Annotated in this window: 23 protein-coding genes; 18 read left to right on the forward strand and 5 right to left on the reverse strand. The window is 62.7% G+C overall.

What is annotated here, in order from left to right; genetic code table 11:
* Positions 1 to 59: 59 nt before the first annotated feature.
* The gene (locus tag BJ994_RS13855) at positions 60 to 956 is read right to left on the reverse strand and encodes an alpha/beta hydrolase family protein (RefSeq protein WP_167994962.1); all 897 of its coding nucleotides are present in this window, start codon (positions 954 to 956) and stop codon (positions 60 to 62) included.
* A 228-nt stretch (positions 957 to 1,184) separates the two neighbouring features.
* Here BJ994_RS13855 and BJ994_RS13860 point away from each other — a divergent pair, with 228 nt between their 5' ends.
* From BJ994_RS13860 to BJ994_RS13880, 6 genes are all read left to right on the forward strand, one after another.
* Complete coding sequence (locus tag BJ994_RS13860) at positions 1,185 to 1,562, forward strand: YciI family protein (protein WP_167994963.1); 378 nt, start codon at positions 1,185 to 1,187, stop codon at positions 1,560 to 1,562.
* 55 nt (positions 1,563 to 1,617) lie between these two features.
* On the forward strand, positions 1,618 to 1,950 hold the full coding sequence (locus BJ994_RS18440; protein WP_342450378.1) for a dihydrofolate reductase family protein: 333 nt from the start codon (positions 1,618 to 1,620) through the stop codon (positions 1,948 to 1,950).
* Positions 1,874 to 2,194: a dihydrofolate reductase family protein gene (locus BJ994_RS18445; RefSeq protein WP_342450379.1), complete on the forward strand. Its 321-nt coding sequence runs from the start codon at positions 1,874 to 1,876 to the stop codon at positions 2,192 to 2,194. Before BJ994_RS18440 ends, BJ994_RS18445 begins: the two co-directional genes overlap by 77 nt.
* A gap of 36 nt (positions 2,195 to 2,230) precedes the next feature.
* The gene (locus BJ994_RS13870; protein ID WP_167994965.1) at positions 2,231 to 2,821 is read left to right on the forward strand and encodes a dihydrofolate reductase family protein; all 591 of its coding nucleotides are present in this window, start codon (positions 2,231 to 2,233) and stop codon (positions 2,819 to 2,821) included.
* Positions 2,822 to 2,928: 107 nt separating this feature from the next.
* Positions 2,929 to 3,162, forward strand: a complete 234-nt coding sequence (locus tag BJ994_RS13875) for a ribbon-helix-helix domain-containing protein (RefSeq protein WP_167994966.1) — start codon at positions 2,929 to 2,931, stop codon at positions 3,160 to 3,162.
* A complete protein-coding gene (locus tag BJ994_RS13880; protein ID WP_167994967.1) occupies positions 3,159 to 3,401 on the forward strand; it encodes a toxin in 243 nt (80 codons plus the stop codon). The genes BJ994_RS13875 and BJ994_RS13880 overlap by 4 nt, the downstream gene beginning before the upstream one ends.
* Before the next feature lie 76 nt (positions 3,402 to 3,477).
* On the opposite strand, the gene BJ994_RS13885 is transcribed toward BJ994_RS13880, so the two are convergent.
* Positions 3,478 to 4,665, reverse strand: coding sequence for an epoxide hydrolase family protein (locus BJ994_RS13885; RefSeq protein WP_167994968.1), 1,188 nt, complete (start codon positions 4,663 to 4,665; stop codon positions 3,478 to 3,480).
* A 284-nt stretch (positions 4,666 to 4,949) separates the two neighbouring features.
* Here BJ994_RS13885 and BJ994_RS13890 point away from each other — a divergent pair, with 284 nt between their 5' ends.
* The 9 genes from BJ994_RS13890 to BJ994_RS13930 all read left to right on the forward strand — a co-directional run bounded on the left by BJ994_RS13890 (position 4,950) and on the right by BJ994_RS13930 (position 14,561).
* The gene (locus tag BJ994_RS13890) at positions 4,950 to 6,251 is read left to right on the forward strand and encodes an MFS transporter (protein ID WP_245192582.1); all 1,302 of its coding nucleotides are present in this window, start codon (positions 4,950 to 4,952) and stop codon (positions 6,249 to 6,251) included.
* 523 nt (positions 6,252 to 6,774) lie between these two features.
* Positions 6,775 to 7,611: an NAD(P)-dependent oxidoreductase gene (locus BJ994_RS13895; RefSeq protein WP_167994970.1), complete on the forward strand. Its 837-nt coding sequence runs from the start codon at positions 6,775 to 6,777 to the stop codon at positions 7,609 to 7,611.
* A gap of 13 nt (positions 7,612 to 7,624) precedes the next feature.
* The gene (locus tag BJ994_RS13900) at positions 7,625 to 8,194 is read left to right on the forward strand and encodes a tripartite tricarboxylate transporter TctB family protein (protein ID WP_167994971.1); all 570 of its coding nucleotides are present in this window, start codon (positions 7,625 to 7,627) and stop codon (positions 8,192 to 8,194) included.
* Between the two features lie 7 nt (positions 8,195 to 8,201).
* Entirely contained in the window at positions 8,202 to 9,707 is a 1,506-nt protein-coding gene (locus tag BJ994_RS13905) for a tripartite tricarboxylate transporter permease (protein WP_167994972.1), read from the forward strand.
* Between the two features lie 58 nt (positions 9,708 to 9,765).
* Positions 9,766 to 10,767, forward strand: a complete 1,002-nt coding sequence (locus BJ994_RS13910) for a tripartite tricarboxylate transporter substrate binding protein (RefSeq protein WP_167994973.1) — start codon at positions 9,766 to 9,768, stop codon at positions 10,765 to 10,767.
* Positions 10,768 to 11,430 (forward strand): RraA family protein, encoded by a 663-nt coding sequence (locus tag BJ994_RS13915; RefSeq protein WP_167994975.1) that lies wholly within the window; start codon positions 10,768 to 10,770, stop codon positions 11,428 to 11,430. It begins immediately after the preceding gene.
* A 68-nt stretch (positions 11,431 to 11,498) separates the two neighbouring features.
* Positions 11,499 to 12,296, forward strand: a complete 798-nt coding sequence (locus BJ994_RS13920; RefSeq protein ID WP_167994977.1) for an IclR family transcriptional regulator domain-containing protein — start codon at positions 11,499 to 11,501, stop codon at positions 12,294 to 12,296.
* 6 nt (positions 12,297 to 12,302) lie between these two features.
* Entirely contained in the window at positions 12,303 to 13,469 is a 1,167-nt protein-coding gene (locus BJ994_RS13925; protein ID WP_167994979.1) for an MFS transporter, read from the forward strand.
* A gap of 21 nt (positions 13,470 to 13,490) precedes the next feature.
* Complete coding sequence (locus tag BJ994_RS13930; protein WP_167994981.1) at positions 13,491 to 14,561, forward strand: Ldh family oxidoreductase; 1,071 nt, start codon at positions 13,491 to 13,493, stop codon at positions 14,559 to 14,561.
* Between the two features lie 55 nt (positions 14,562 to 14,616).
* Here the strand turns inward: BJ994_RS13930 and BJ994_RS13935 are convergent, their stop codons facing one another.
* The 3 genes from BJ994_RS13935 to BJ994_RS13945 form a co-directional block, all read right to left on the reverse strand.
* Positions 14,617 to 14,802, reverse strand: coding sequence for a PspC domain-containing protein (locus tag BJ994_RS13935; RefSeq protein WP_167994983.1), 186 nt, complete (start codon positions 14,800 to 14,802; stop codon positions 14,617 to 14,619).
* Positions 14,803 to 14,874: 72 nt separating this feature from the next.
* Positions 14,875 to 16,119 carry an MFS transporter gene (locus tag BJ994_RS13940; protein WP_167994985.1) on the reverse strand — a complete coding sequence of 415 codons (1,245 nt, stop codon included), beginning with the start codon at positions 16,117 to 16,119 and terminating at the stop codon, positions 14,875 to 14,877.
* Positions 16,116 to 16,541 carry a MarR family winged helix-turn-helix transcriptional regulator gene (locus BJ994_RS13945; protein WP_167994987.1) on the reverse strand — a complete coding sequence of 142 codons (426 nt, stop codon included), beginning with the start codon at positions 16,539 to 16,541 and terminating at the stop codon, positions 16,116 to 16,118. Before BJ994_RS13945 ends, BJ994_RS13940 begins: the two co-directional genes overlap by 4 nt.
* Positions 16,542 to 16,766: 225 nt before the next feature.
* Here BJ994_RS13945 and BJ994_RS13950 point away from each other — a divergent pair, with 225 nt between their 5' ends.
* Genes BJ994_RS13950 through BJ994_RS13960 form a run of 3 tightly spaced genes read left to right on the forward strand, consistent with a single transcriptional unit; the run spans position 16,767 to position 20,324 of the window.
* A complete protein-coding gene (locus BJ994_RS13950) occupies positions 16,767 to 17,771 on the forward strand; it encodes a LacI family DNA-binding transcriptional regulator (RefSeq protein ID WP_342450380.1) in 1,005 nt (334 codons plus the stop codon).
* Positions 17,772 to 17,812: 41 nt separating this feature from the next.
* Positions 17,813 to 19,348: an ATP-binding cassette domain-containing protein gene (locus tag BJ994_RS13955; RefSeq protein WP_167994991.1), complete on the forward strand. Its 1,536-nt coding sequence runs from the start codon at positions 17,813 to 17,815 to the stop codon at positions 19,346 to 19,348.
* Positions 19,341 to 20,324 carry an ABC transporter permease gene (locus tag BJ994_RS13960; RefSeq protein WP_167994993.1) on the forward strand — a complete coding sequence of 328 codons (984 nt, stop codon included), beginning with the start codon at positions 19,341 to 19,343 and terminating at the stop codon, positions 20,322 to 20,324. Before BJ994_RS13955 ends, BJ994_RS13960 begins: the two co-directional genes overlap by 8 nt.
* Positions 20,325 to 20,339 lie beyond the last annotated feature (15 nt).

A 20,339-nucleotide genomic window follows, 5' to 3' on the forward strand; every position in this document is an offset into this window, starting at 1 on the left:
CGCAGTCAACGTGTTGACAGGGCGGAGCGCTGTTTCGAGGCATCGGGGTCCGGCCGCGATCAGGAATGGTTTTCGATGAACGCCAGAACAGTCTTCAGGTAACCGGGAGCGAGGTCACCGGTGGGGCGGCGCTTAATCCGGTGATTACCTCCCTGGATAACGCTTGTCTGCAGCAGCGAGGCGGGCACTGACCGGCGGAGGATGCTGATGCTCTGCGCGACCGGCACCCCGTGGTCTTCGGACCCGAAGATGGCGAGGAGCGGTAGGTCGAAATTGCGCAGACGTACCAGGGGGTCGTAATCACCCATAGACGCCGCGAGGTCCCAGTGCGCTTGATCGCCCGGTATGAAGACGCCTGCGTTTTGCAGGAGGTTCATGGGGTCTCTATGAGTAGCAGCCCAAGCCTCGAAGGAGGCGAAGGGGGATCCGTTCGACAGCTGCGCCAGGATCTGTGTGTAGAACTCAACACTCTCGGCGACCTGTTCATCCTTCAACCCGCGCGCGGTCAGCGCATTTTTGCTGGCGAAGAGTTCCTGCTGGTTCGGTGACACTGCGGGTCCGGAGCTGGTGATCGCGAAGTCCGCTCCGCTCCGACTGGCGGCCTCCAAGACTACCCAGCCACCCTGACTGTGACCGAAGACGCCGGACGGCACGGTGGGAATTAACTCGCGGACCGCCTGCAGGCAAGTGCAAAGATCATCACCTTGCAGTTCGATCCCCGCCTGACGCCAGTCCCCCTCCGAGCCGCCCACACCGCGCTTGTCGAAGGAGGCGACGGCGATATTCGCTCCCAGGAGCGCCGTCCTAATCGGAGGGAAGAACGAGTCATTGTTGCGATCGGAGGGCCCGGATCCGGGATGCATGAGCAGCAAGGACCGCGGCTGAGCTGGAATGTACAGGGTTCCGGCCAACCGATTCCCGTCCGAGTAAGCAGTGACATCTATCGCATCCGCCATGGTCCCCCCATCACCTGTGAATCATCAAGAGTGCCGCTGATTCAAATGCCCTCGTCCCTCTCATTGTCTTACGGCTGGGTGCGGCGGCCAAGAGCTGCTCCACGTCCTTGACTACATCGGCGGGCGGACCTCCGGTCACAACGATGACGGCGTCGTCCCCACCGATGAGTTTCGTGAAGTACCACCGTCTAACTGGTACTGGATGAGAAACCTACGAAAGGATCTGCCATGACCCGCTATTTCCTGACCCTGCCCCATGATTCGGCTACCGAGCCGACGATGGCTTCCATGCAGGAGTTTGACCCAGCGGAGCTCGCCGCCGTCATGGCCGCGGTCGATGAGTTCAACACAGCCCTGAAAGACTCAGGTTCCCTCATCTACGCTGGTGGGCTCAATCCGCCCTCCACCGCGAAGACGGTCGATGCCACCGCGGGCGAAACCCGGGTGCTCGACGAACCCTTTGTCGAAGCAGAATCCTACGTCGGCGGCTTCTGGTTGATTGAAGCGGCCGACGACGACGCCGCGGTCGAGTGGGCGGCCAAGGCATCATCAGCGGTACAGAGCCGCATCGAAGTACGTGCGCTGCAGGAAGTACCAGAGAATTAGCATCCCAACCTGAAATCGCAAGTGGGCAATTACAGCACAGGAAAGAGAGCAGGAAATGGCCAGAGAACTGGTGTGGACGGGATTCATGTCGCTGGATGGAGTGGTGGACTCGCCGGGAGGCGTCGCTGAAGGTCACCGCGGCGGAGGATGGGTTTTCAGCATGGAGTTCGTTTCCGAAGCCTTCGCTCTCAAGGGCGAAGAGTTGACGGAGACGACGGCGCTGATGTTCGGCCGCCGCAGTTACGAAGCGTTCGCCCCGATCTGGCCAGGCTCCGAGGACCACGCAGCGTACCAGGACCTTCCCAAGTACGTTGTCTCAACCACGCTCAGCGAAGAAGCGATCATCGACGACTGGGGGGCCGATCGAGATCCTGCGATCAGTCGATGACATTTCGGCGCTCAAGCAGACCGAAGGCGGTCCGATCTTCATTCACGGCAGCGCCGAACTCGCACGCACACTCTCCGACGCCAATCTCATCGACCGCTACAACCTCCTCGTATTTCCGGTACTTCTCGGCGCAGGCAAGAGTCTCTTCAGCACGGAGGACGAAGACCGGCAACAGCTGCGCCTGCGCGAATCCGAGGTCTACGCAAACGGCGTCGTCAAGGCAATCTACGACGTCGTCCACTAAAGCCAACAACAGTCGACCCCCCCAAGGAGCACCGCCATGACCGCCACCTATACCTGGGATGTCTTTTCAACACTGGACGGCTACGGGTCCTACGATCCAAGCCCCGAAGGGGTCGACTGGGGCGGCTACTGGTCGAAACAGGGCCCAGAGCTTCTGGAGTGGCGAGCCGCGCTCTTTGCCGCCCCGCAGCGGATGGTCTACGGCGCGACCACCTTCCGCGAAGTGGCAGGAATCTTCGCCGCGGGGGTCGACCCGAACACCCTCGACGAATGGAACGCGCGCCTGTACAGGATGCCGGCAACGGTTGTGTCCTCCACATTGGATGGCACTCTCGGATGGCCGGACGCGACCATCGAGAACGGCGACGCGGTTGAGATCATCCGCCAGCTCAAGGAAACCTCGGATGTGCCGCTCCGGTCGCAAGCCAGCCTGTCGCTGAACTGGTCGCTCCTCGCGGCCGGTCTTGTAGACCGGATCGAAGTCTCTGTGTTCCCCGTCATCAGCGGAAGAACCGGAACCAGCCCGATCTACGCCGGCCTGGGTGACTACGATCTTAAGCTTCTGGACGGCCGCACGCTTGACGGACGTACGTTGGCGTTGACCTACCACCCGACGCGGCGCACCTAAGCCCGCGGGCCGAGCATTTCGGCCACCGACGTCGACACCCCTTCGAGCCGACCCGACGTCAGACGCTTCCTCTACCGCCCAGACCATTTTCGTTATACGATTTTTTCATGGTCACCGACGAGCAGATTCAGAAGTGGGCAGACGAGGCCGAATCTGGTTATGACGTAGAGGAATTGAAGCGTCGCGGACGCGGCCGCCCCGGTCGTGGCGCTGAGCCGATGCAGGTCGTCGCCGTGCGCCTCACCGCCGAGGAAATTGCAGCACTGGACAAGCTGGCCGAGCGAGAGCACCTGTCACGCTCGGAGGCGATTCGCCGCGCACTTGCTGACTTTGCGGCGTGAGGGTCCACGCGAATGCACTCAAGCACGGCGTATTGCCCGAGGATGCAGTCCAGGCAGCCGATTGGTCCCAGTGGATCGAGCCCCTTGAGGAGGACGACTGGCCGCATCGCGAGTTGCGGCTCGGCTTTGACACACGGACTCGCTTGCTTGAGACCGTTGTGCTGGTCTTTGAGAGCGGCGAGGAGATGGTGATCCACGCCATGCCCGCCAGACGCCAATACTGGAACCTGCTGCCCTAATCACCAACCTCTCGCTCCTGCACCGAAGTGGGCGCGTGCCGCTGAGAATTCCCAAGAGCTTGACTCGGGCACTGCCTTAGGGCTTGGCGAGGGTACTGAAGAATGCCCGTAGGTCCTCGACGAGTAGGTCAGGTTCTTCGAGCGCTGCGAAATGCCCGCCGTGGTCGACGTCAGTCCATCGGGTGACGGTGTTTTCTCGTTCGACGTAGCTGCGGATCGCGATGTCATGGGCGAAGTTGAGAACAGCCGTCGGCACGCTTGTTTTTTCTTTGGGTGTGCCCCAGCCGCTTCCCTGGGCATAGACGGTCAGGGCAGCAGATCCGGCTGTTCGGGTGAACCAGTAAAGGGACACGTTTGCGAGCAGCAAGTCGCGGTCAAGAATTTGCAGGACGTCCTGTTCCACGGGCCACGTCCACGCCTGGAACTTGTCCATGATCCACGCGAGCTGCGCAGTCGGGCTATCCGTGAGCATCGTGCCAATTAACCCCGGCCGCGTCGACTGAATGGAAATGTAGCCGAATTGCTGCCACATAAACGCCTCAATGTCCTTGATCGCCTGCCTCTCACGATCGGTCAGGGCAGCCGCTTCCTCCTCGCTCAGGGGAAGCTGCGGCATGGGTCCAGTGGTCCCGTTGACGTGGATACCCATCACCCTTCCCGGAGCCCGGCGGGCAATCTCCGGGGCTAAACCTGCCCCGAAGTCGCCGCCTTGGACCCCAAACTGCTCGTAGCCGAGCCTGCTCATCAACTCGGCATAAGCATCCGCAATCCGGGAGTCGTCCCAGCCGCCATCGGCCAACGGGCTGGAAAACGCGAAACCCGGGGCGGATGGCACCACGACGTGAAAAGCCGGGCCGCCAGGGCGACCGTGTCGCTCAGGTGCGGTCAGCGGTCCAATCAAGTCAACGAACTCCAGGAAAGATCCCGGCCACCCGTGCGCTAAAAGCAGGGGAACGGCGTCGTCGTCCTCGGAACGGACATGGACGAAGTGCATAGTCTGACCATCGATCCTGGTTGTGAACTGGGGTATGTCATTGAGCCGCTGCTCGTACGCCCGCCAATCGAACCCGTCCCGCCAGTAGTCCGCCAAAGCCGCCAACCAGCTCTGAGGAACCCCTTGGTCCCACTCCGACGAAGCACCCCACTCGTTGACTGTCGGCGGCAATGATGCAGGGACGCGGGCCGCGGCAAGTCGACGTCGTAGATCGTCGATCTCGTCCTGCGGGATGCGGATGGTAAACGGGACAATCTCCGAAGTAGTCATACCTCACGGTCTCATCTAAAGCGGACAGGAACGGTCCTGAATATCTGCTGGCCTTCCCCAAGAACCCTGTCACGCCCCCCACCCCGCGAAGTACACTTGGGCGCATGACCCGGCAGGATCCGGCCCCGCAGGGGGCCGCTCCGGTTCCCGACGGCGGCGCAGCCACGTACGACGACGACGCCACCTCCGCCGCGCCGCCCGGCGGCGACGAATCGGGTGCCACCGCCAACGATGAGTCGATTGACTTGTCCCTGCGCGGCCCGGCGGAACGGTACCGCACATTCATGGGCATCCTGGTGAATACGGGAGTCGCCAACATCACGACCAGCTACCTCTGGTTCGCTCTGACGTTCTGGGCGTACCTGGAAACCCGTAACGTCATCGCCACCGGGGTGATCGGCGGCGCGTACATGCTGCTGATTGCCCTTTCCAGCATCAGCTTCGGCACGTTCGTGGACCGCTACCGCAAGCTGGCGGTCATGCGGTTCTCCGCAGCCTTCACCCTCGGCATGTTCGTGCTCGCCGGCGTCGTCTTCCTGCTTCTGCCCGAAGCCACCTTGCTGGACCTGACCCAACCGTGGTTCTGGATCTTCACGGTGATCATCCTGATCGGCGCCGTCGTCGAAAACCTGCGCAACATCGCCCTTTCCACCACCGTGACTATCCTGATCGAGCCGGACCGGCGCGCTAATGCCAACGGCCTGGTCGGGATGGTACAGGGAATCATGTTCATCATCACGTCCGTGCTCTCCGGCCTGTCGGTGGGGCTGGTCGGCATGGGTGGAACCATCGTCGTCGCGCTTGGGCTGACAGCGCTCGCCTTCGCGCACCTGCTCACGCTGCGTATGCCGGAGGAGGTGCGCGCGGCCGCGACCGACGCCCACGGCAGCTTCGACCTGCGCGGTTCCTTCGCCGCCGTCATGGCGATCACCGGGCTCTTTGCGCTCATCCTGTTCTCCACGTTCAACAACTTCGTTGGCGGCGTTTACATGGCGTTGATGGACCCCTATGGACTGGAGATGTTCCCCGTGGAGCTGTGGGGAGCCTACTTCGCGCTCGGCGCCACGGGGTTCATCCTCGGCGGAGCCCTCATCAGCAAGTTCGGTCTCGGAAAAAATCCGCTGCGGACCATGCTGATCGCCGTCGTCATCATGGGAGTGATCGGTGCGGTCTTCACCATCCGTGAATGGGCGTGGCTCTACGTCCTCGGCATCTGGCTCTATCTGGTGCTGATCCCGTTCATTGAGGCCGCTGAGCAGACAGTGATCCAGCGGGTGGTTCCTCTGCCCCGCCAAGGGCGGGTGTTCGGGCTCGCGATGGCCTTCGAAGCCGGGGCAGCGCCGATCACCGCGTTCCTCATCGCACCAATTGCCGAGCTCTGGATCATCCCTTACGCCCGGTCGGCGGAGGGTTCAGCTCAGCTCGCGCCGCTACTTGGCGAGGGCACCTCACGCGGCATCGCACTGATCTTCCTCATCGCAGGAATAGTCATCATCGTGGCGGCGCTACTGGCCTTCCTGACGCCGGTCTACCGCCGGGTTTCCGAAACCTACGCACGGACGGCCGCTGAGGCATCCACGACGTAGTCGCCCGACCTCTTTGCGTTATTGCGCCCGGCCAGTTCATGTCAGCAATGCGCTGGCTGGGGCAGGTAGTGGCTTTGTGCAGTCGTTGATCGCTGCGAACCATCTAAAGCATGGACGTAGGGGCGGCGAGTGCCAGCCCCTACGTCCATGCTGGCCGGTCAACCCTTTCCAAGAGTTGATCCCGCTTTCGATTTGGCTGCCTTGCTTGATGAATCCGACGCGAGCTTTTTGCCCGCATTGGACAGCGCCTTCTTTGAAGGCTTAGAACCTTTTGCCATCTAACTCACCTCCTTGATTTCCTGCATCGAGTGCAGATGCCGCAAGCGTATGCGTCGCCTCCGACAGTTTCGGGTCATTGGATCATTCGGAGGGACTCGGGGGGGCGGCGAAGTGAGTCAGGTCTCCATTCCCATTGACATGTGACCCAAGGCACGTCATGCTTATTACCAGCAGATGGAAGGCTTTACCACAGGATGGTAAAGCTAAAACAGCCACTCCTGCAAAGAGGCAGAAAGGGAGACACATGCACTCCGCAATCATTGGGCTAGGCGAGGCGGGCTCCCGCTATGCAGCCGCCCTCGTCGCGGCAGGCCACCAAGTGACCGCCTTCGACCCACGCGACGTCGAGGCTCCCGACGGCATCAACGTCGCCGCATCAGAAAGAGAAGCCGTCACTGATGCCGACCTCGTACTCGTACTCACGTCCGCCGCAGTCGCGCGCAAAGTTGCCGAAACGTGCGCACCGCACTTGAAGCGCGGCGCGATCTACGCCGACATGACGTCGTCAGCTCCTGCCGAGATGGAGAGCCTGGCAACCCACGTCGAGCAGACCGGAGCACACTTCGCCGACGTCGCCATCCTCGGACCCGTCACGGTAGCGGGAGCAGCGACTCCCCTTTTGGTCAGTGGATCCGGCGCAACAAGCGCCGCCAATACCCTCCGCCAGCTCGGCGCCAAGGTCAACACCCTCGACGCACCGGCGGGCGCCGCAATGGCCCACAAGTTATTGCGCAGCGTCTTCATGAAGGGCTTGGCCTCGCTCATCGTCGAAGCGGTCTCCGCCGGAGAAGCCGCAAATGCAACGGAGTGGATTCGCAACGAGATCACTAGGCAGCTCGCTGGCGACGGCCAGGCCGTCATCGACCGCTTCCTCACCGGCACCCGGATCCACGCCGAACGTCGCGGCTTCGAAATGGAAGGTGCGCACGCGTATCTTTCCTCCATGGGCGTACCTGCCGAAATGACTTCGGCAACTGTCGCGTCGCTGAAGCGCCTGGCAAACCAAAACACCCCAGGCTCCCCTACAGGCAGGAGTAAGGACAATGAGTCCGATCTGGCGTCGAGCAGCGCGAAAGCCTAGTGACGTGCTGACTATGTCAAAACCAGCCACCAGTACCGCTGAACCTGAAGTTCAGGAATCACCGGCCGGTCCGAACAAGATCCTCCTCGTCGGCGTGCCCGTCGCGCTGATGGCCCTCGCGGCCGCCGTGATCTTCACCAGCTTCGGGCTCGGCTACTGGACCACGCTCGGTCCCGGCCCTGGATTCTTCCCGTTCTGGATCGGGATCCTGCTGGCCACCTCCTCGGCGGTGTGGCTCGTTCAGGCGCTCCGCGGGAACCCCAACGTGATCGTTCCGGCAGAAGCACCGGTCGCCGTTGACCCGGCAGCCGAAAGCACCGCACCGACTGCCAAAAAGCGCCCCATCTGGATTGTCCTGCTGAGTCTGATCGTGCTGGCAAGCCTGCTCGATGTCCTTGGATTCCAGCTCACCATGTTCGCCTTCCTGCTCTTCCAGTTGAAGTTCCAGGGCGGTCGGAAGTGGCCGCTGTCCCTCATCATCGCGCTGGTGGGCAGCTTCGGAGTCTTCCATCTCTTCACCGACGTACTTCAGGTGACACTGCCGACGTCGTCAATCGGCTTCCTCGAGAACCTGGGACTGTGAGGCACTCATGGATGCGCTAAACAACCTCGCGATGGGCTTCGCTGAAGCCCTCACACTGCAGAACCTGCTCTTCGCACTGATCGGCTGCCTGGTCGGAACCATGCTCGGCCTTCTACCGGGCATCGGTTCCACCGCGGGCATCGCTATCCTCATCCCGCTGACCCTGAACATGGAGCCGGTCTCGGCCATCATCATGCTGGCCGCCATCTTCTATGGCACTGCCTACGGTGGAACCATCACCTCGGTGCTGCTCAACATCCCCGGCGAGAGCGAATCAGCCATCACGTGCATTGACGGCTACGCGATGACGAAGAAGGGCAAGGCAGGCGTCGCCCTGACCATGGCCGGAATCGGCTCCTTCTTCGGCGGGATCGTCGCCACCATCGGGCTCGCTTTCGGCGCCCAGGCGCTGGCAGTCGTGGGTCTGGAGATCGGGCCACCGGAGTTCTTCGCCCTCGTGATCGTCGGTCTCTCCCTGCTTGTCGGGCTGGTGGGCAAGTCAGTCGCGGCCGGGCTCATCTCGGCCGCCATCGGCCTCCTCATCGCGATGGTCGGAATTGATCCGGTTGCCGGGCTCCCCCGCTTCACCTTCGGCTCTGCCCACCTGTTCGATGGACTCAACTTCGTGCCCGTCATCATCGGTATTTTCGGTCTGGGTGAACTCCTGGACAACATGGTGGCACCGACCCTCCGCCCACGAGCCCCGCGTCTGCGTGAGCTCATTCCGGGAAGAAAAGACCTTACCCGCGGTGGAGCAGCGATGCTGCGCGGAACCGCCATCGGCGCGCCGATCGGCTTGGTCCCCGGCATCACCAACGCCATCTCATCCCTGCTGTCCTACAGCGTGGAGAAGAAGGTGGGCCGCTACCGCCGCGAGCTGGGAACCGGAGCAATTGAGGGCGTCGTCGGACCCGAAACAGCTAACAACGCGCATTCCAGCGCCTCGCTGGTCCCCTTGTTCGCGCTGGGTATCCCCGCAACGCCGGCCATCGCCGTCCTCATGGGCGCGTTCCTCCAGAACGGGCTTACGCCGGGACCGCTGTTGTTCACCCAGGAGCCGCTCCTGGTCTGGACGATCATCGCGAGCTTCTTCATCGGCAACATCATCCTGCTGATCCTGAACGTTCCACTGGTGGGCCTGTGGACCAGGGTGCTATCGATCCCGCATGAAGTTCTCGTCGCGCTGATCTTCGCGTTCCTGGTCATCGGTTCCTACTCGGTGAGCAACAGCGTGATCGACGTCTTCATAATGATCGCGTTCGGCATCGTCGGACTTGTGTTCCGCCGACTGCACATTCCGCTTGCGCCCCTGGTGCTCGCCGTCGTCCTCGGCCCGTTCCTGGAGTCGGCGCTGCGCCAGTCACTCCAGCTGTCGCAGGGAAGCTTCGGCATCTTCTTCACCCGCCCGATCACCCTCACCCTGCTCATCATCGCCGCCCTGATCTTCATCGGATCCGTCGCGGCGAGCGGCCTGAAACGAAAGATGCTTCTCCCAAGTGACGCCGAAAACTAATCCCCTGTCCTCCTCTATCCGTCCAACCTGTACAACCAATCCGCCAAGGAGATCGAAAATGCGCAAGTCAATCACTTCAGTATCGGGAGCAGCGCTGCTTCTGCTTGCAGTGTCCGCCTGCGGCGACGCCGCGGGGCAGCAAAGCACCGGCGAAGTCAGCGAGAACTACCCCGAAGAGAACCTGACCATGGTCGTGGGCTACGGCCCCGGCGGAAGCACCGACGTCGGCGCCCGCCTCATGGCCGATGCCCTGGAGGACGAGCTCGGCGTCAGCATCACCGTGGAAAACCGGGAAGGCGCCGGCGGGCAGGTAGGCCTCACCGCCGTCGCGAACGCGCCCTGCGACGGCTACACCTTCGGCACAGCCAACTTTCCGTCCGCAATCGTTTCGGTCCTCGATGAGAGCCGTGGCGCTACCTATGATCGCGAGAGCTTCGCACCGATCGCCCTGCAGGTAGTCGACCCCACCGCTATTGTTGTTGCCCCGGACAGCCCATACGAGACCATCGACGATCTCATCGCGGCGGCCGAAGAGAACCCCGGCGAGCTGCTCTACACAACCACCGGCGTGGCCAGCAACGAACACTTCGCCATGGTTGCAGTACAGGAAGCCTCCGGCGCTGAGTTCTCACCGGTTCACTTCCCCGACGGCGGCGGCGCACCCAAGACCGCTTTCCTCGGAGGAGAAACTGAAATCTACGTCGCGAACGTCAGTGACGTCGTCGAAATGACAGAGAACGGTCAGGGCAAGGTCCTGGGCATCATGGACGAAGAGCGCAGCCCCTTCCTGCCGGACGTGCCAACCTTCACTGAAAGCGGGTACGACGTCGAAATCTCCTCCTCGCGTGGCTACACCTTCCCGTCGTGCGTACCTGAGCAGGCAGTAACGACCATCTCTGACGCGATGGGCACCATCATGGAGAACGAAGAGTTCCTCACCCCGATGCAGGAGCTCGGTCTGGCACCCAGCTACCGCGACGCAGAAGCATACGCGGAGTACTGGACCGAGACCCAGAACACCTTCGAGGAGCTCTTCCCGCTGGTTCGCGAGGAAGGCTAAATGAGCACCTTCGCAAGCGTTCCCAAGAACGGATACCAGCCACTTTCAGCAGACCTGCGGGAACGCCTCTGGGCGGTTCCCACAGCGAACATCGGCGACGCCATGGAACGCCTCGGCGTGATGGATCCGGCAATCCATCCGGTGTGGTCGGGCGCCCGATGTGTTGGTACGGCCCACACAGTCTGGACCCGCGCCGGTGACAACCGGTACATCCACGAGGCGCTCGAATCGGTGCAACCGGGAGACGTAATAGTGGTCAGCGGTCAGGCGGATGAATCCCGCGCGCTGATCGGTGAGCTCATTGGTGGAAAGGCCAAGCTCCAAGGTGTGGAAGGCTTCGTGATCGACGGGGCTGTCAGGGACGCTCCAGGACTTGCTGAATACGCGATGCCCGTCTTCGCACGAACCGTGACCGCTGCCGGCCCGTACAAAAACGGGCCGGGCGTGGTGGGCGCAACCATCGCCGTCGGAGGTGTGCCGGTGAATCCTGGCGACATTATCGTTGGTGACGCAGACGGCGTCGTCGTCATTCCGCGCCAGTATGCAGACCAGGTAGTTGCCGGTGCCGAAGCCAAGCGGGACGCCGAGCAGGCTACGCGGGACCGCATCGACAGCGAGCTTCTTGATCGCGCGCCCAGTGCCGGAGTAGGCGCTCCCGGCTAGAGTGATTCCCGGCCGGGCCCCCACCCGGCCGGGAACACCGTCCTGCAAATTCAGCTGAAAGAGACACCGTGGCACCGAATGATCAGTCGCCCATGCGATCGCTGGAACGCGCCTTCGATGTACTGGGCGTACTCGAGCAGAACATCCGCCCACTGCGCCTCACAGACATCGCGCAGCAGGCGGGATTGGCGATCAGCACAACGCAGCGCATCCTCAACGTGCTGGAGGGACGCGGCCTGGTTGAGCGTGATGAATCTACCTACCAGCTGGGCGTCGGCACTGTCCCTATGGCGCATGCGTTCCTGCGCGGCAACCGGCTCAGTGCAGCCGCACTTCCGGTCCTTCAGGAACTGGCGACGGCAACCGGGCTCACGGCATCGCTGTACGTCAAGTCCGGGAAGAGCCGCGTCGTGGTCGCGCGTGTGGAGGGCGAGCACCCCCTGCGCTACGCCCTCCCAATTGGCGAGCGACTTCCGCTGCATCTGGGCGCCGGACGTGTGCTGGCTTCCGGAATGACCGACGAAGAAGTGGACGAACTCCTCCGTGCCGTTGAAGTCGTCCAGATGCAGTCCGGCGTGGAACTAACGCCAGAGGAGTTCAAGGATTCGCTTCAGGCAATCCGCGCCGACGGCTACCTCGTGGCTCACAGCGAACGGGCCGTCGACACCACGTCTGTGTCAGCTCCCGTGTTCAGCGGAAGCGGACGCATGGTGGGTGTCGTCGTGGTCAGTGGCTCCGACGCGCACATGAGCGGCGAAAAGGTGACTCAGGTGGTCTGGGAAGTACGGCAGGCAGCCCGCTCAATAGGACAGCGCCACCTCAGTGCCCCGGAACCGCTACAGGCTCGAAACACCATGGGCCGCTGACGCAGGATGGCAAAAGGGCGCCTCTCTGCGGCGATGTGGCTGATTTTCGTCCAAGCCGTCATTACCCAGGGAATGGCCTTCACGGTGCGCCCCACAATCTCTTATCGGGCGCTCGAGATCGGGATTGCTCCTGCCTGGCTGGGCGCCCTGGCTGCGACCTACGCCGCCGCTCCCCTGCTGTGTGCACTGCTCGTTGGGCAGGCAACTGACCGGTTCGGGCCCAAGAAGATCATGGTGACCGGCACGTTGCTCATGGCTCTCTCGGGTGTTGCGCTGACTCTCGTTGGCGGCACCACCTCCACCCTGATTCTCGGGAGCGTCTTGCTGGGCATCGGGCACCTGATGGCTGTCATCGGACAGCAAGCCGCTGTCGCCGGGCTGGCCCGGCCCGGAAAGCTTCAAGCGGCGTTCGGCCACTACACGCTTGCGGGATCATTGGGCCAGGCACTCGGTCCCGGTCTCATCGCCGTCTTCGGCGCGAATGCCACCATTCCTGATACCGGTTTGATCTTCACTGTAGCGACGGTGCTGATGGCGGCTTCGCTTGTCCTCGCCGTCGTACTTCCTGTCCGGCGCTCACGGGTTGCCCGCGGCGACGGTAAACCGGCAAGCTGGCGGGAAATACTCCGGATCCAGGGGCTGGTCCCCGCGATCACCATCACCGCGATTGTGCTCGCCGCCGTCGATATCACGCTCATCTACCTGCCGGTTCTCGGCGCGGAACTGGGCATCAGCGCCGGGATCGTCGGGCTACTCTTGTCCGTTCGCGCGGCATCGTCGATGGTTTCACGGTTCTTCCTTGGTGCGCTGGTTCGCGTGCTTGGCTCGGATCGGCTGCTGTTCCTCAGCCTGGTGATCGCCGCGGTGTCGATGGCCCTGGTGCCGCTGGGGATGCCAATGCCGGCACTCGTTGTCCTGCTTGTGTTCCTGGGGTTCGGACTTGGCATCGGTCAGCCCGTAACGATGGCCTGGCTCGCAGGTGCCGCGCCATCTGGGAGCCAGGGCAGGGCCATGTCGCTGCGGATCAGCGGCAGCCGGCTGGGTCAGATCGTCTTCCCAACCGCTGCGGGCGCGGTCGCCGCCGGATTCGGCGCATCGGGCGCTCTCTGGGCAATGGCCGTGGCACTCGGGGCGGCAGGATTCATAGCCGGCCGGAACCCACTTGAGTCTTGATCGTATAACGAAAGGTAAACAGTGGAACTGTACAGCGCGGAACTCGTTCGGAAGCAGATCCTCGCGGTTCTATCCGTCTGGGGGATGGCTGCGGAGAAGGCAGCAATCACCGCGGGTGTAATGGTCGAGACCGATCTGGCCGGAATCGACTCCCACGGCATCTCTATGCTGCCCAGCTATCAACGGCTCATCGACTCGAACAAGCTCCAGATCAGGGCTGATCCGGTGACCGTGCTCGAAAGTCCGGCAACCGCCGTCGTCGATGCCCGAGACAACCTGGGACACGCGACCATGGTCTACGCGATGCAGCTGGCGAGCTCGAAGGCGCGGGAGAACGGCGTGGGCGTTGTCACCGTTCGGCGCTCGCACCACTTCGGCGCTGCCGGGTACTACGCAAAGATTGCTGCAGACGCGGGCCTCCTTGGACTTGTCACTTCGACAACAAGAACAAAGGCTGTAGTGCCCACCCGGGGCTCTCGACCACTGCTCGGCACTAACCCGCTGGCGTTTGCTGCGCCGAGTGCTGGGCATCCGTTCGTGCTGGACATGTCAACGAGCACCGTGGCCGTTAATAAGGTGAAGGTATACGACTACCGGGGCCAGGATTTGCCTGCCGGTTGGGTGCTCGATTCCCTGGGCAATGCCGTTACCGACTCGCGCGCCGCATACACTCAGCTTCAGGGCGAGGAACAGGGTGGCCTCAGCCCGCTGGGCGGCACCGAATTGCTCTCCAGCCACAAGGGTTACGGGCTTGCGGTGATGGTTCAGATTCTGGCGGGTGCGCTGGCCGGGGCTGCATTCGCGCCTTTGAAGGACACGGACGACGCCGACGACATCGGACACTTCTGTCTTGCGATAGATCCGGCCTCCTTCGGCGACCCGGAATCGTTTACCGCCGCTGTCTCGGCCATCCTCGATACGTTGCGCTCGGAATCGTCTGCCTCCCAGGACCTGCCCGTACTGGTGGCCGGCGACAAGGAACGCAGGATGCGTGACGAACGGTTGGAGGCCGGGATACCGCTGAGCAGTGCGTTGGTCGAACAAGTCAGGCTGGTCTGTTCGAAGAGCGAGGCGGAATTTCTGTTGTCCTAGACCAGGTCATGCCTCATCACATCATGACGCGCGAGTCGCCTGCCCCGGATCTGTGCTAGGCGCCCGCCTTGGGCAGCACGATCCACAGGATGATGTACACGAGCTCTCCAATGCCCACCAGCCCGAAGATGATGAACCCGAGCCGGACGAGCCATTTGGGGATGCCGAAACCAGCTGAAAGAGCTGCGCAGACTCCGGCGATCAACTTGCCATTACGGGGACGTGTCAGTGTGCCAGCCATGCGGGAACTCTACGCGCGATGATCGGCTGACGAAACCCCGCTGGTCTGCAGAAAACCATCGGAGCCATCCCACTATTCTTCTTGCGCGTGATCTTTCATCGTAAACCTGCGCAGGGCTGGATTGGTAAGGGCGATGATTCCGATAGACAGTACACACGCGAGGCCTCCGGTCGCCATGGTCAGCTGTGGTGAGAGCAAGCTTGCTGAGATCCCTGCGCGAAGATTTCCCAGTTCAGGACCACCAACTCCGACGATGCCTTCTACAGCACTTACCCGGCCGCGATAGGCGTCCGGCGTAGCCACCTGCAGGATGGTTCCCCGTGAAATTACCGAGATAGTGTCCGCTGCACCTGCCAGAGCGAGAAACAGAAGTGTGGCCCAAAGACCGCTCACTAGGCCCGCCGCTGCCAGCGCCGCACCCCACATGGCTGCTGCAACCAACTGAACCCTTCCGGCGTGGGCAATCCGGTTGATCATGCCGGACGAAGCGCTCGCTACGATTCCACCGGCCGCGATGGCTGACAGGAACAATCCCAGTGTTTGGGGGCTGCCATCGAAGCGTTGCTCATTCATCGCAGGAAACAGGGCCACCGGCATGGCCAAAAACATCGCAGCCAAGTCGCTGAGGAAAGACCCCGACAGTTCTGGACGCCGAACGATCAATCGAAGCCCGTTCTTCAAGCCCGCTACGCCCGTCTTGCCAGCTTCCCCGAGTGGGCGCATCGAGGGAAGGCCCGCCACACCATAGATCGCGGCGCAAAACGCGACTGCTTCAATCGCGTAACACGCTTGCACGCCCAACCAAGCGATAGATAACCCGGCAATGGCCGGGCCAATCAACATACTCAATTGGAAACTGACTTGTACGAGCGCGATACCAGCCCCAACCTGCTCGGTGGGTAGGAGCCTCGGAACGAAAGTACGGCGGGCAGGACTACCGAGAGAGGTGAACGCACTCTGGGCGAACAGCAGCAACAGAAGTATCGGCAGGGAACCAACGGACAAGGCTGCCTGGAGGGCGAGGAGCAAGGCGGCAACAAGTGCCCCAATGGTTGTCCACAGAACCAGCAATCGGCGATCCATCGAGTCCGCCAGCGATCCGCCGATCAGCCCGAAGACGATGATGGGCAAGGCATAAGCCAGTCCGACGATACCAACCCAGAGAGAGCTCTGCGTCATCTCCCACACCTGGTATAGAACCGCGACAACCGTGATCTGTCGGCCAAGCGTCTGAAGCGAAATTCCAATCCATAGTCTTCGGAAGTGCGGATTGGAGCGGAGAGGCCTCGTATCGAGTGATCGGTCGAGGACGCTCATTCCTCCTGCCCACTGTCCAGGTGCTGAACAATTCGCTCGCGGAAGGATCGTCGCTGCAACGCATCAGCCATGTCCTTGACCACTTGTTGGAAGGAGTACGGCAGCTCGGAATCGAGGTCGTCGAAAGCTGCTTCGGTTGCCCGCCACTCTGCCTCGAGAAACGGGACGAGGTCTTCGCCTTTGGACGTCAGAGAGACTTCGCGGGTCCTTGCATCTGCGCCGGGAGCGCTGCTGATCAGCCCTTCGCGCTTCATCTCTGTCACCGTCTGGCTCATCGCCGAATGAGTGACACCAACCTCGCCCGCAAGGGCCCGAACAGTCATTGGTCCCAAGTGATGCAGCCGGATCAAGGCCATGCTGTATCGCGGACGCACGCCTGTGACGCCACGCGCGCTGTAAACAGCTGCGATGTCATTGTCCATGCCAGCGAGTAACTGCTTCAAAGGGCGAACTGAACTGGCCCTTGTCGGATCGCTAGAATTCGTCACAGCACTAATATAACAGCCCTAATACATTCGGTTCGAGGACGCGCCTACTCTCCCCCTGCCAACTCCCACTTGCCCGTTCGAAGTGAGGTGTGCCATAGTGGAATCGATTCCATGGAAACGATTCCACGGACCAGCGCAGTAGGAGCACAGGTGCGATCAGTGACGATCAGGAACGTCGCCGACAAGGCGGGCGTCTCCGTAGCCACCGCGTCGCGCGTTCTCTCCGGCCACCCCTCCACCTCGGAGGAAGCAAGGACCGCGGTAAGCGAAGCCGCAACCAAACTCGGATTCCGCCCCAACGCCCAGGCCCGCTCGCTCCGCAAGACCAGCACCCAGACCATCGGCCTGGTCCTTCCCGATGTCCGCAACCCCTTCTTCGCGGACCTGGCCCACGCCGTCGAACAACGCGCCCGCGACTTCAAGTACCTCACCCTCTTCGGCAACGCCAACGAGGATGCCGAACAGCAGGACCGCTACTTCGACGTCATGCTCACCCAACGCGTGGACGGCCTCATCGCCGCCCCACAGGGTGACCTCACAGACCTTCAGGGCGTCCTCGCCAGCGGCGTTCCTACCGTCTTCGTGGACCGCGTCATCGCGAACACCACCGTTCCGAGCGTCACCCCCGACAACTCCACCGGCATCCAGGAAGCCGTCCGCCACCTCACCAGCCTGGGCCACCGCCGTATCGGCTATATTGCCGGCCCGCAGTCCACCTCCACAGGCCGCGAGCGCCTCGCTGCCTTTCTCAACGCCCTCAAGGAAACAAACGCCGACGACGACGGCGCCCTCCTCTTCTTCGGCGACTTCCAGTCGGGCAGTGGTGCGGCAGGCGCGCGGCACCTGCTCGAACTCCCCCACCCGCCAACCGCGCTGCTCGCCGCGGACAGCCTCATGAGCATCGGCGCCATCGCCGTCTGCAATGAACGCGGCCTCGCCATCGGCAAGGACATCGCGTTCGTTGCTTATGACGACATCGAAGCCTTTACCCTCCTCAACCCGGCACTCACCGTCATCTCCCATGACGTAGACGCCATGGGTCGCCTTGCAGTCGACCTCCTCACCCAGGTCATCGCAGGCAACAATCCCGAATCCGTAATCCTGCCGAGCCGGCTCATCATCCGCGGCTCAACTCCGCCCCCTCCAGGAGGTCCAACGCAGTGACAGATAACCCAGTGACAAATAGCCCAGTCACAAACAACCCTGTGACAGACGATCCCATCCTGACGTTGGACAACGTCACCAAGACCTTCGGTCCGGTGACTGTCATCAAGGGTGTGACGGTCAATGTCTTCCCCGGCAAGGTGCAGGTGCTGCTCGGTGAGAACGGCGCCGGCAAGTCAACGCTCATCAAAATGATGGCCGGCGTTCACCAGCCCGACGGCGGCCGCATCCTCGTTGACGGCAAGGAAGTCCGGCTTGCAGATACGAATGCCTCCGAAGCCCTCGGGATTGCCACCATTCATCAGGAACTCAACCTCGTAGGTTCGATGACGGTGGCTGAGAACATCTGCATGGGCCGCTTCCCGCGCCGCTTTGGCATGGTGGACAGGCGCACAATGCGCGAAACAGCCAGGGCAGCGCTGGAAATGATCGGCCTCGATATCGACGTGGACCACAGGGTCGGCGAACTCGGCATCGCCCGGCAGCAGCTGGTGGAGATCGCGAAGGCCCTCAGCCTCAACGCCCGCATGCTGATCCTCGATGAGCCGACGGCGGCGCTCACCAAACGCGAGATCAGCGCCCTCTTTGCCGTGGTCGAGGACCTGCGGCAGCGCGGCGTCGGCATGGTTTTCATCTCCCACCACCTCGACGAAATCGCCGCGATCGGGGACTCCGTTTCCGTCCTGCGCGACGGCGAGTTCATCGACGAAGTACCCGCTGACACGGAAGAGGACGAGCTCGTCCGGCTCATGGTCGGCCGCTCCATCGAGCAGCAGTTCCCGCGCCGCCGCGAGTATGACGGCCCCGCCGACACCCTCCTCGAAGTGAACGGCCTCTCCACCAAGGGGCTTATCAACAACGTTTCCTTCGAAGTGAAGGCCGGCGAAATTGTCGGCCTGGCGGGCCTCGTCGGCGCGGGCCGCACGGAGGTGATCCGCGCCATCGCCGGCGTCGATCCCTACGTCACCGGCACCGTCCGGGTCCGTGGCAAGGAGCTGCCCAAGTCCAGCATCGGCGCGGCCATTCGCGCCGGCGTCGGACATGTACCCGAAGACCGGAAGGCGCACGGGCTGGTACTCGGAGCGCCGGTCAACGAGAACATCGGGTACGCAACGCTTGCGACCACGGCGAAATCCGGGCTCGTGGACCGCACCGGCCAGCGCAAGCGCGCCCAGGACGTCGCTGACAAGCTCCGCATCCGCATGCACACCCTGGACCAGCCCGTGGGTTCACTCTCCGGCGGCAACCAGCAGAAGACCGTGTTCGCGCGCTGGATCGTCGCGAATTCGTCGGTGCTGCTGCTCGACGAACCGACCCGCGGCGTGGATGTCGGAGCAAAGGTTGAAATCTACGAACTGATGAATGCGATCACCGCCGCCGGCGGCGCCGTCGTCATGGTGTCCAGCGAACTTCCCGAAGTGCTCGGCATGAGCGACCGGGTGCTGGTGATGAGCGGTGGGCATATCTCGGGCGAACTGGCCGCCGGGGAGGCCACCCAGGACGCCGTCATGACCCTGGCGGTACGCGACGTGCAGCGCGATCTCGAAGACAAGCTAATGGAGGACGGGAATGAGTAAGGTTGCAGCGCCCACCGCGCCGAAGAACGCCGCGCGCGGGTCACGGGTGAAGAAGTTCCTCGCGGATAACGGCGCGCTCGTAGGGCTGTTTGTCCTCGGGCTGGCCCTGTTCATTGCCACGCCGGACTTCCTCACCGGGCCGAACCTCCTGAACATCGGCATCCAGGCCTCCGTGATCGCGGTGATGGCGTTCGGGCTGACCTTCGTCATCGTCGCTGCGGGCATCGACCTGTCGGTGGGCTCCGTGGCAGCGCTTTCCGCCATGGGCAGCGCCTGGATCTTCTCGCAGGCGGATCTGCCGGGGTGGCTCGCCGTCGTCGGCGGTTTACTCATTGGGGCGCTTAGCGGTGCGGTGAGCGGATTCGCCGTAGCCTACGGGCGCCTGCCGTCCTTCATCGCTACGCTCGCCATGCTCAGCGTGACCCGCGGCCTGACCCTGGTGCTCTCCGAAGGCAGGCCGATTGCGACGGCGCCTGAAGTTTCCTTCCTCGGCGGCGACCTCGGCGTCATCCCGATGCCGATCGTGGTCCTGGTGGTCGCTGGGATCGTCGCCGCAGTGATCCTCAACTTCACCGTCATGGGGCGTTACATGTACGCCGTCGGCGGCAACACCGAAGCAGCACGGCTCTCCGGGGTACCGGTCCGCAAGGTCCTGGTCACCGTGTTCGCGCTGTCCGGTCTGTTCGCCGCACTCGCCGGCCTGCTGTTGTCCGGCCGGCTGGACTCCGCCCAGCCCCAGGCCGCGGTGGGCTACGAGCTCGACGCCATTGCCGCCGTCGTCATCGGAGGCGCTTCGCTGGCAGGCGGCGTTGGGCGCATCAGCGGCACGCTCGTGGGCGCACTGGTGCTCGTGGTGATCCGCAACGGCCTGAATCTACTCAATGTCTCGTCCTTCTGGCAGCAGGTTGTGATCGGCATGGTGATTGCCGTCGCCGTCGGGATCGATTCGCTGCGTAGGAAGAACGCACCCCACTAAGTCCGATCAACAGTT

It is taken from the genome of Arthrobacter pigmenti, from assembly GCF_011927905.1.
Taxonomy (GTDB): domain Bacteria; phylum Actinomycetota; class Actinomycetes; order Actinomycetales; family Micrococcaceae; genus Arthrobacter_D; species Arthrobacter_D pigmenti.

Coding starts and splice junctions, on each gene's coding strand:
- BJ994_RS13895 (WP_167994970.1), top strand. CDS start 6,775: ATGCACTCCGCAATCATTGGGCTAGGCGAGGCGGGCTCCCGCTATGCA.
- BJ994_RS13860 (WP_167994963.1), top strand. CDS start 1,185: ATGACCCGCTATTTCCTGACCCTGCCCCATGATTCGGCTACCGAGCCG.
- BJ994_RS13875 (WP_167994966.1), top strand. CDS start 2,929: ATGGTCACCGACGAGCAGATTCAGAAGTGGGCAGACGAGGCCGAATCT.
- BJ994_RS13885 (WP_167994968.1), bottom strand. CDS start 4,665: ATGACTACTTCGGAGATTGTCCCGTTTACCATCCGCATCCCGCAGGAC.
- BJ994_RS13910 (WP_167994973.1), top strand. CDS start 9,766: ATGCGCAAGTCAATCACTTCAGTATCGGGAGCAGCGCTGCTTCTGCTT.
- BJ994_RS13925 (WP_167994979.1), top strand. CDS start 12,303: ATGGCAAAAGGGCGCCTCTCTGCGGCGATGTGGCTGATTTTCGTCCAA.
- BJ994_RS13915 (WP_167994975.1), top strand. CDS start 10,768: ATGAGCACCTTCGCAAGCGTTCCCAAGAACGGATACCAGCCACTTTCA.
- BJ994_RS13960 (WP_167994993.1), top strand. CDS start 19,341: ATGAGTAAGGTTGCAGCGCCCACCGCGCCGAAGAACGCCGCGCGCGGG.
- BJ994_RS13870 (WP_167994965.1), top strand. CDS start 2,231: ATGACCGCCACCTATACCTGGGATGTCTTTTCAACACTGGACGGCTAC.
- BJ994_RS13855 (WP_167994962.1), bottom strand. CDS start 956: ATGGCGGATGCGATAGATGTCACTGCTTACTCGGACGGGAATCGGTTG.
- BJ994_RS13935 (WP_167994983.1), bottom strand. CDS start 14,802: ATGGCTGGCACACTGACACGTCCCCGTAATGGCAAGTTGATCGCCGGA.
- BJ994_RS18440 (WP_342450378.1), top strand. CDS start 1,618: ATGGCCAGAGAACTGGTGTGGACGGGATTCATGTCGCTGGATGGAGTG.
- BJ994_RS13945 (WP_167994987.1), bottom strand. CDS start 16,541: ATGGACAATGACATCGCAGCTGTTTACAGCGCGCGTGGCGTCACAGGC.
- BJ994_RS13940 (WP_167994985.1), bottom strand. CDS start 16,119: ATGAGCGTCCTCGACCGATCACTCGATACGAGGCCTCTCCGCTCCAAT.
- BJ994_RS13905 (WP_167994972.1), top strand. CDS start 8,202: ATGGATGCGCTAAACAACCTCGCGATGGGCTTCGCTGAAGCCCTCACA.
- BJ994_RS13890 (WP_245192582.1), top strand. CDS start 4,950: ATGGGCATCCTGGTGAATACGGGAGTCGCCAACATCACGACCAGCTAC.
- BJ994_RS13900 (WP_167994971.1), top strand. CDS start 7,625: ATGTCAAAACCAGCCACCAGTACCGCTGAACCTGAAGTTCAGGAATCA.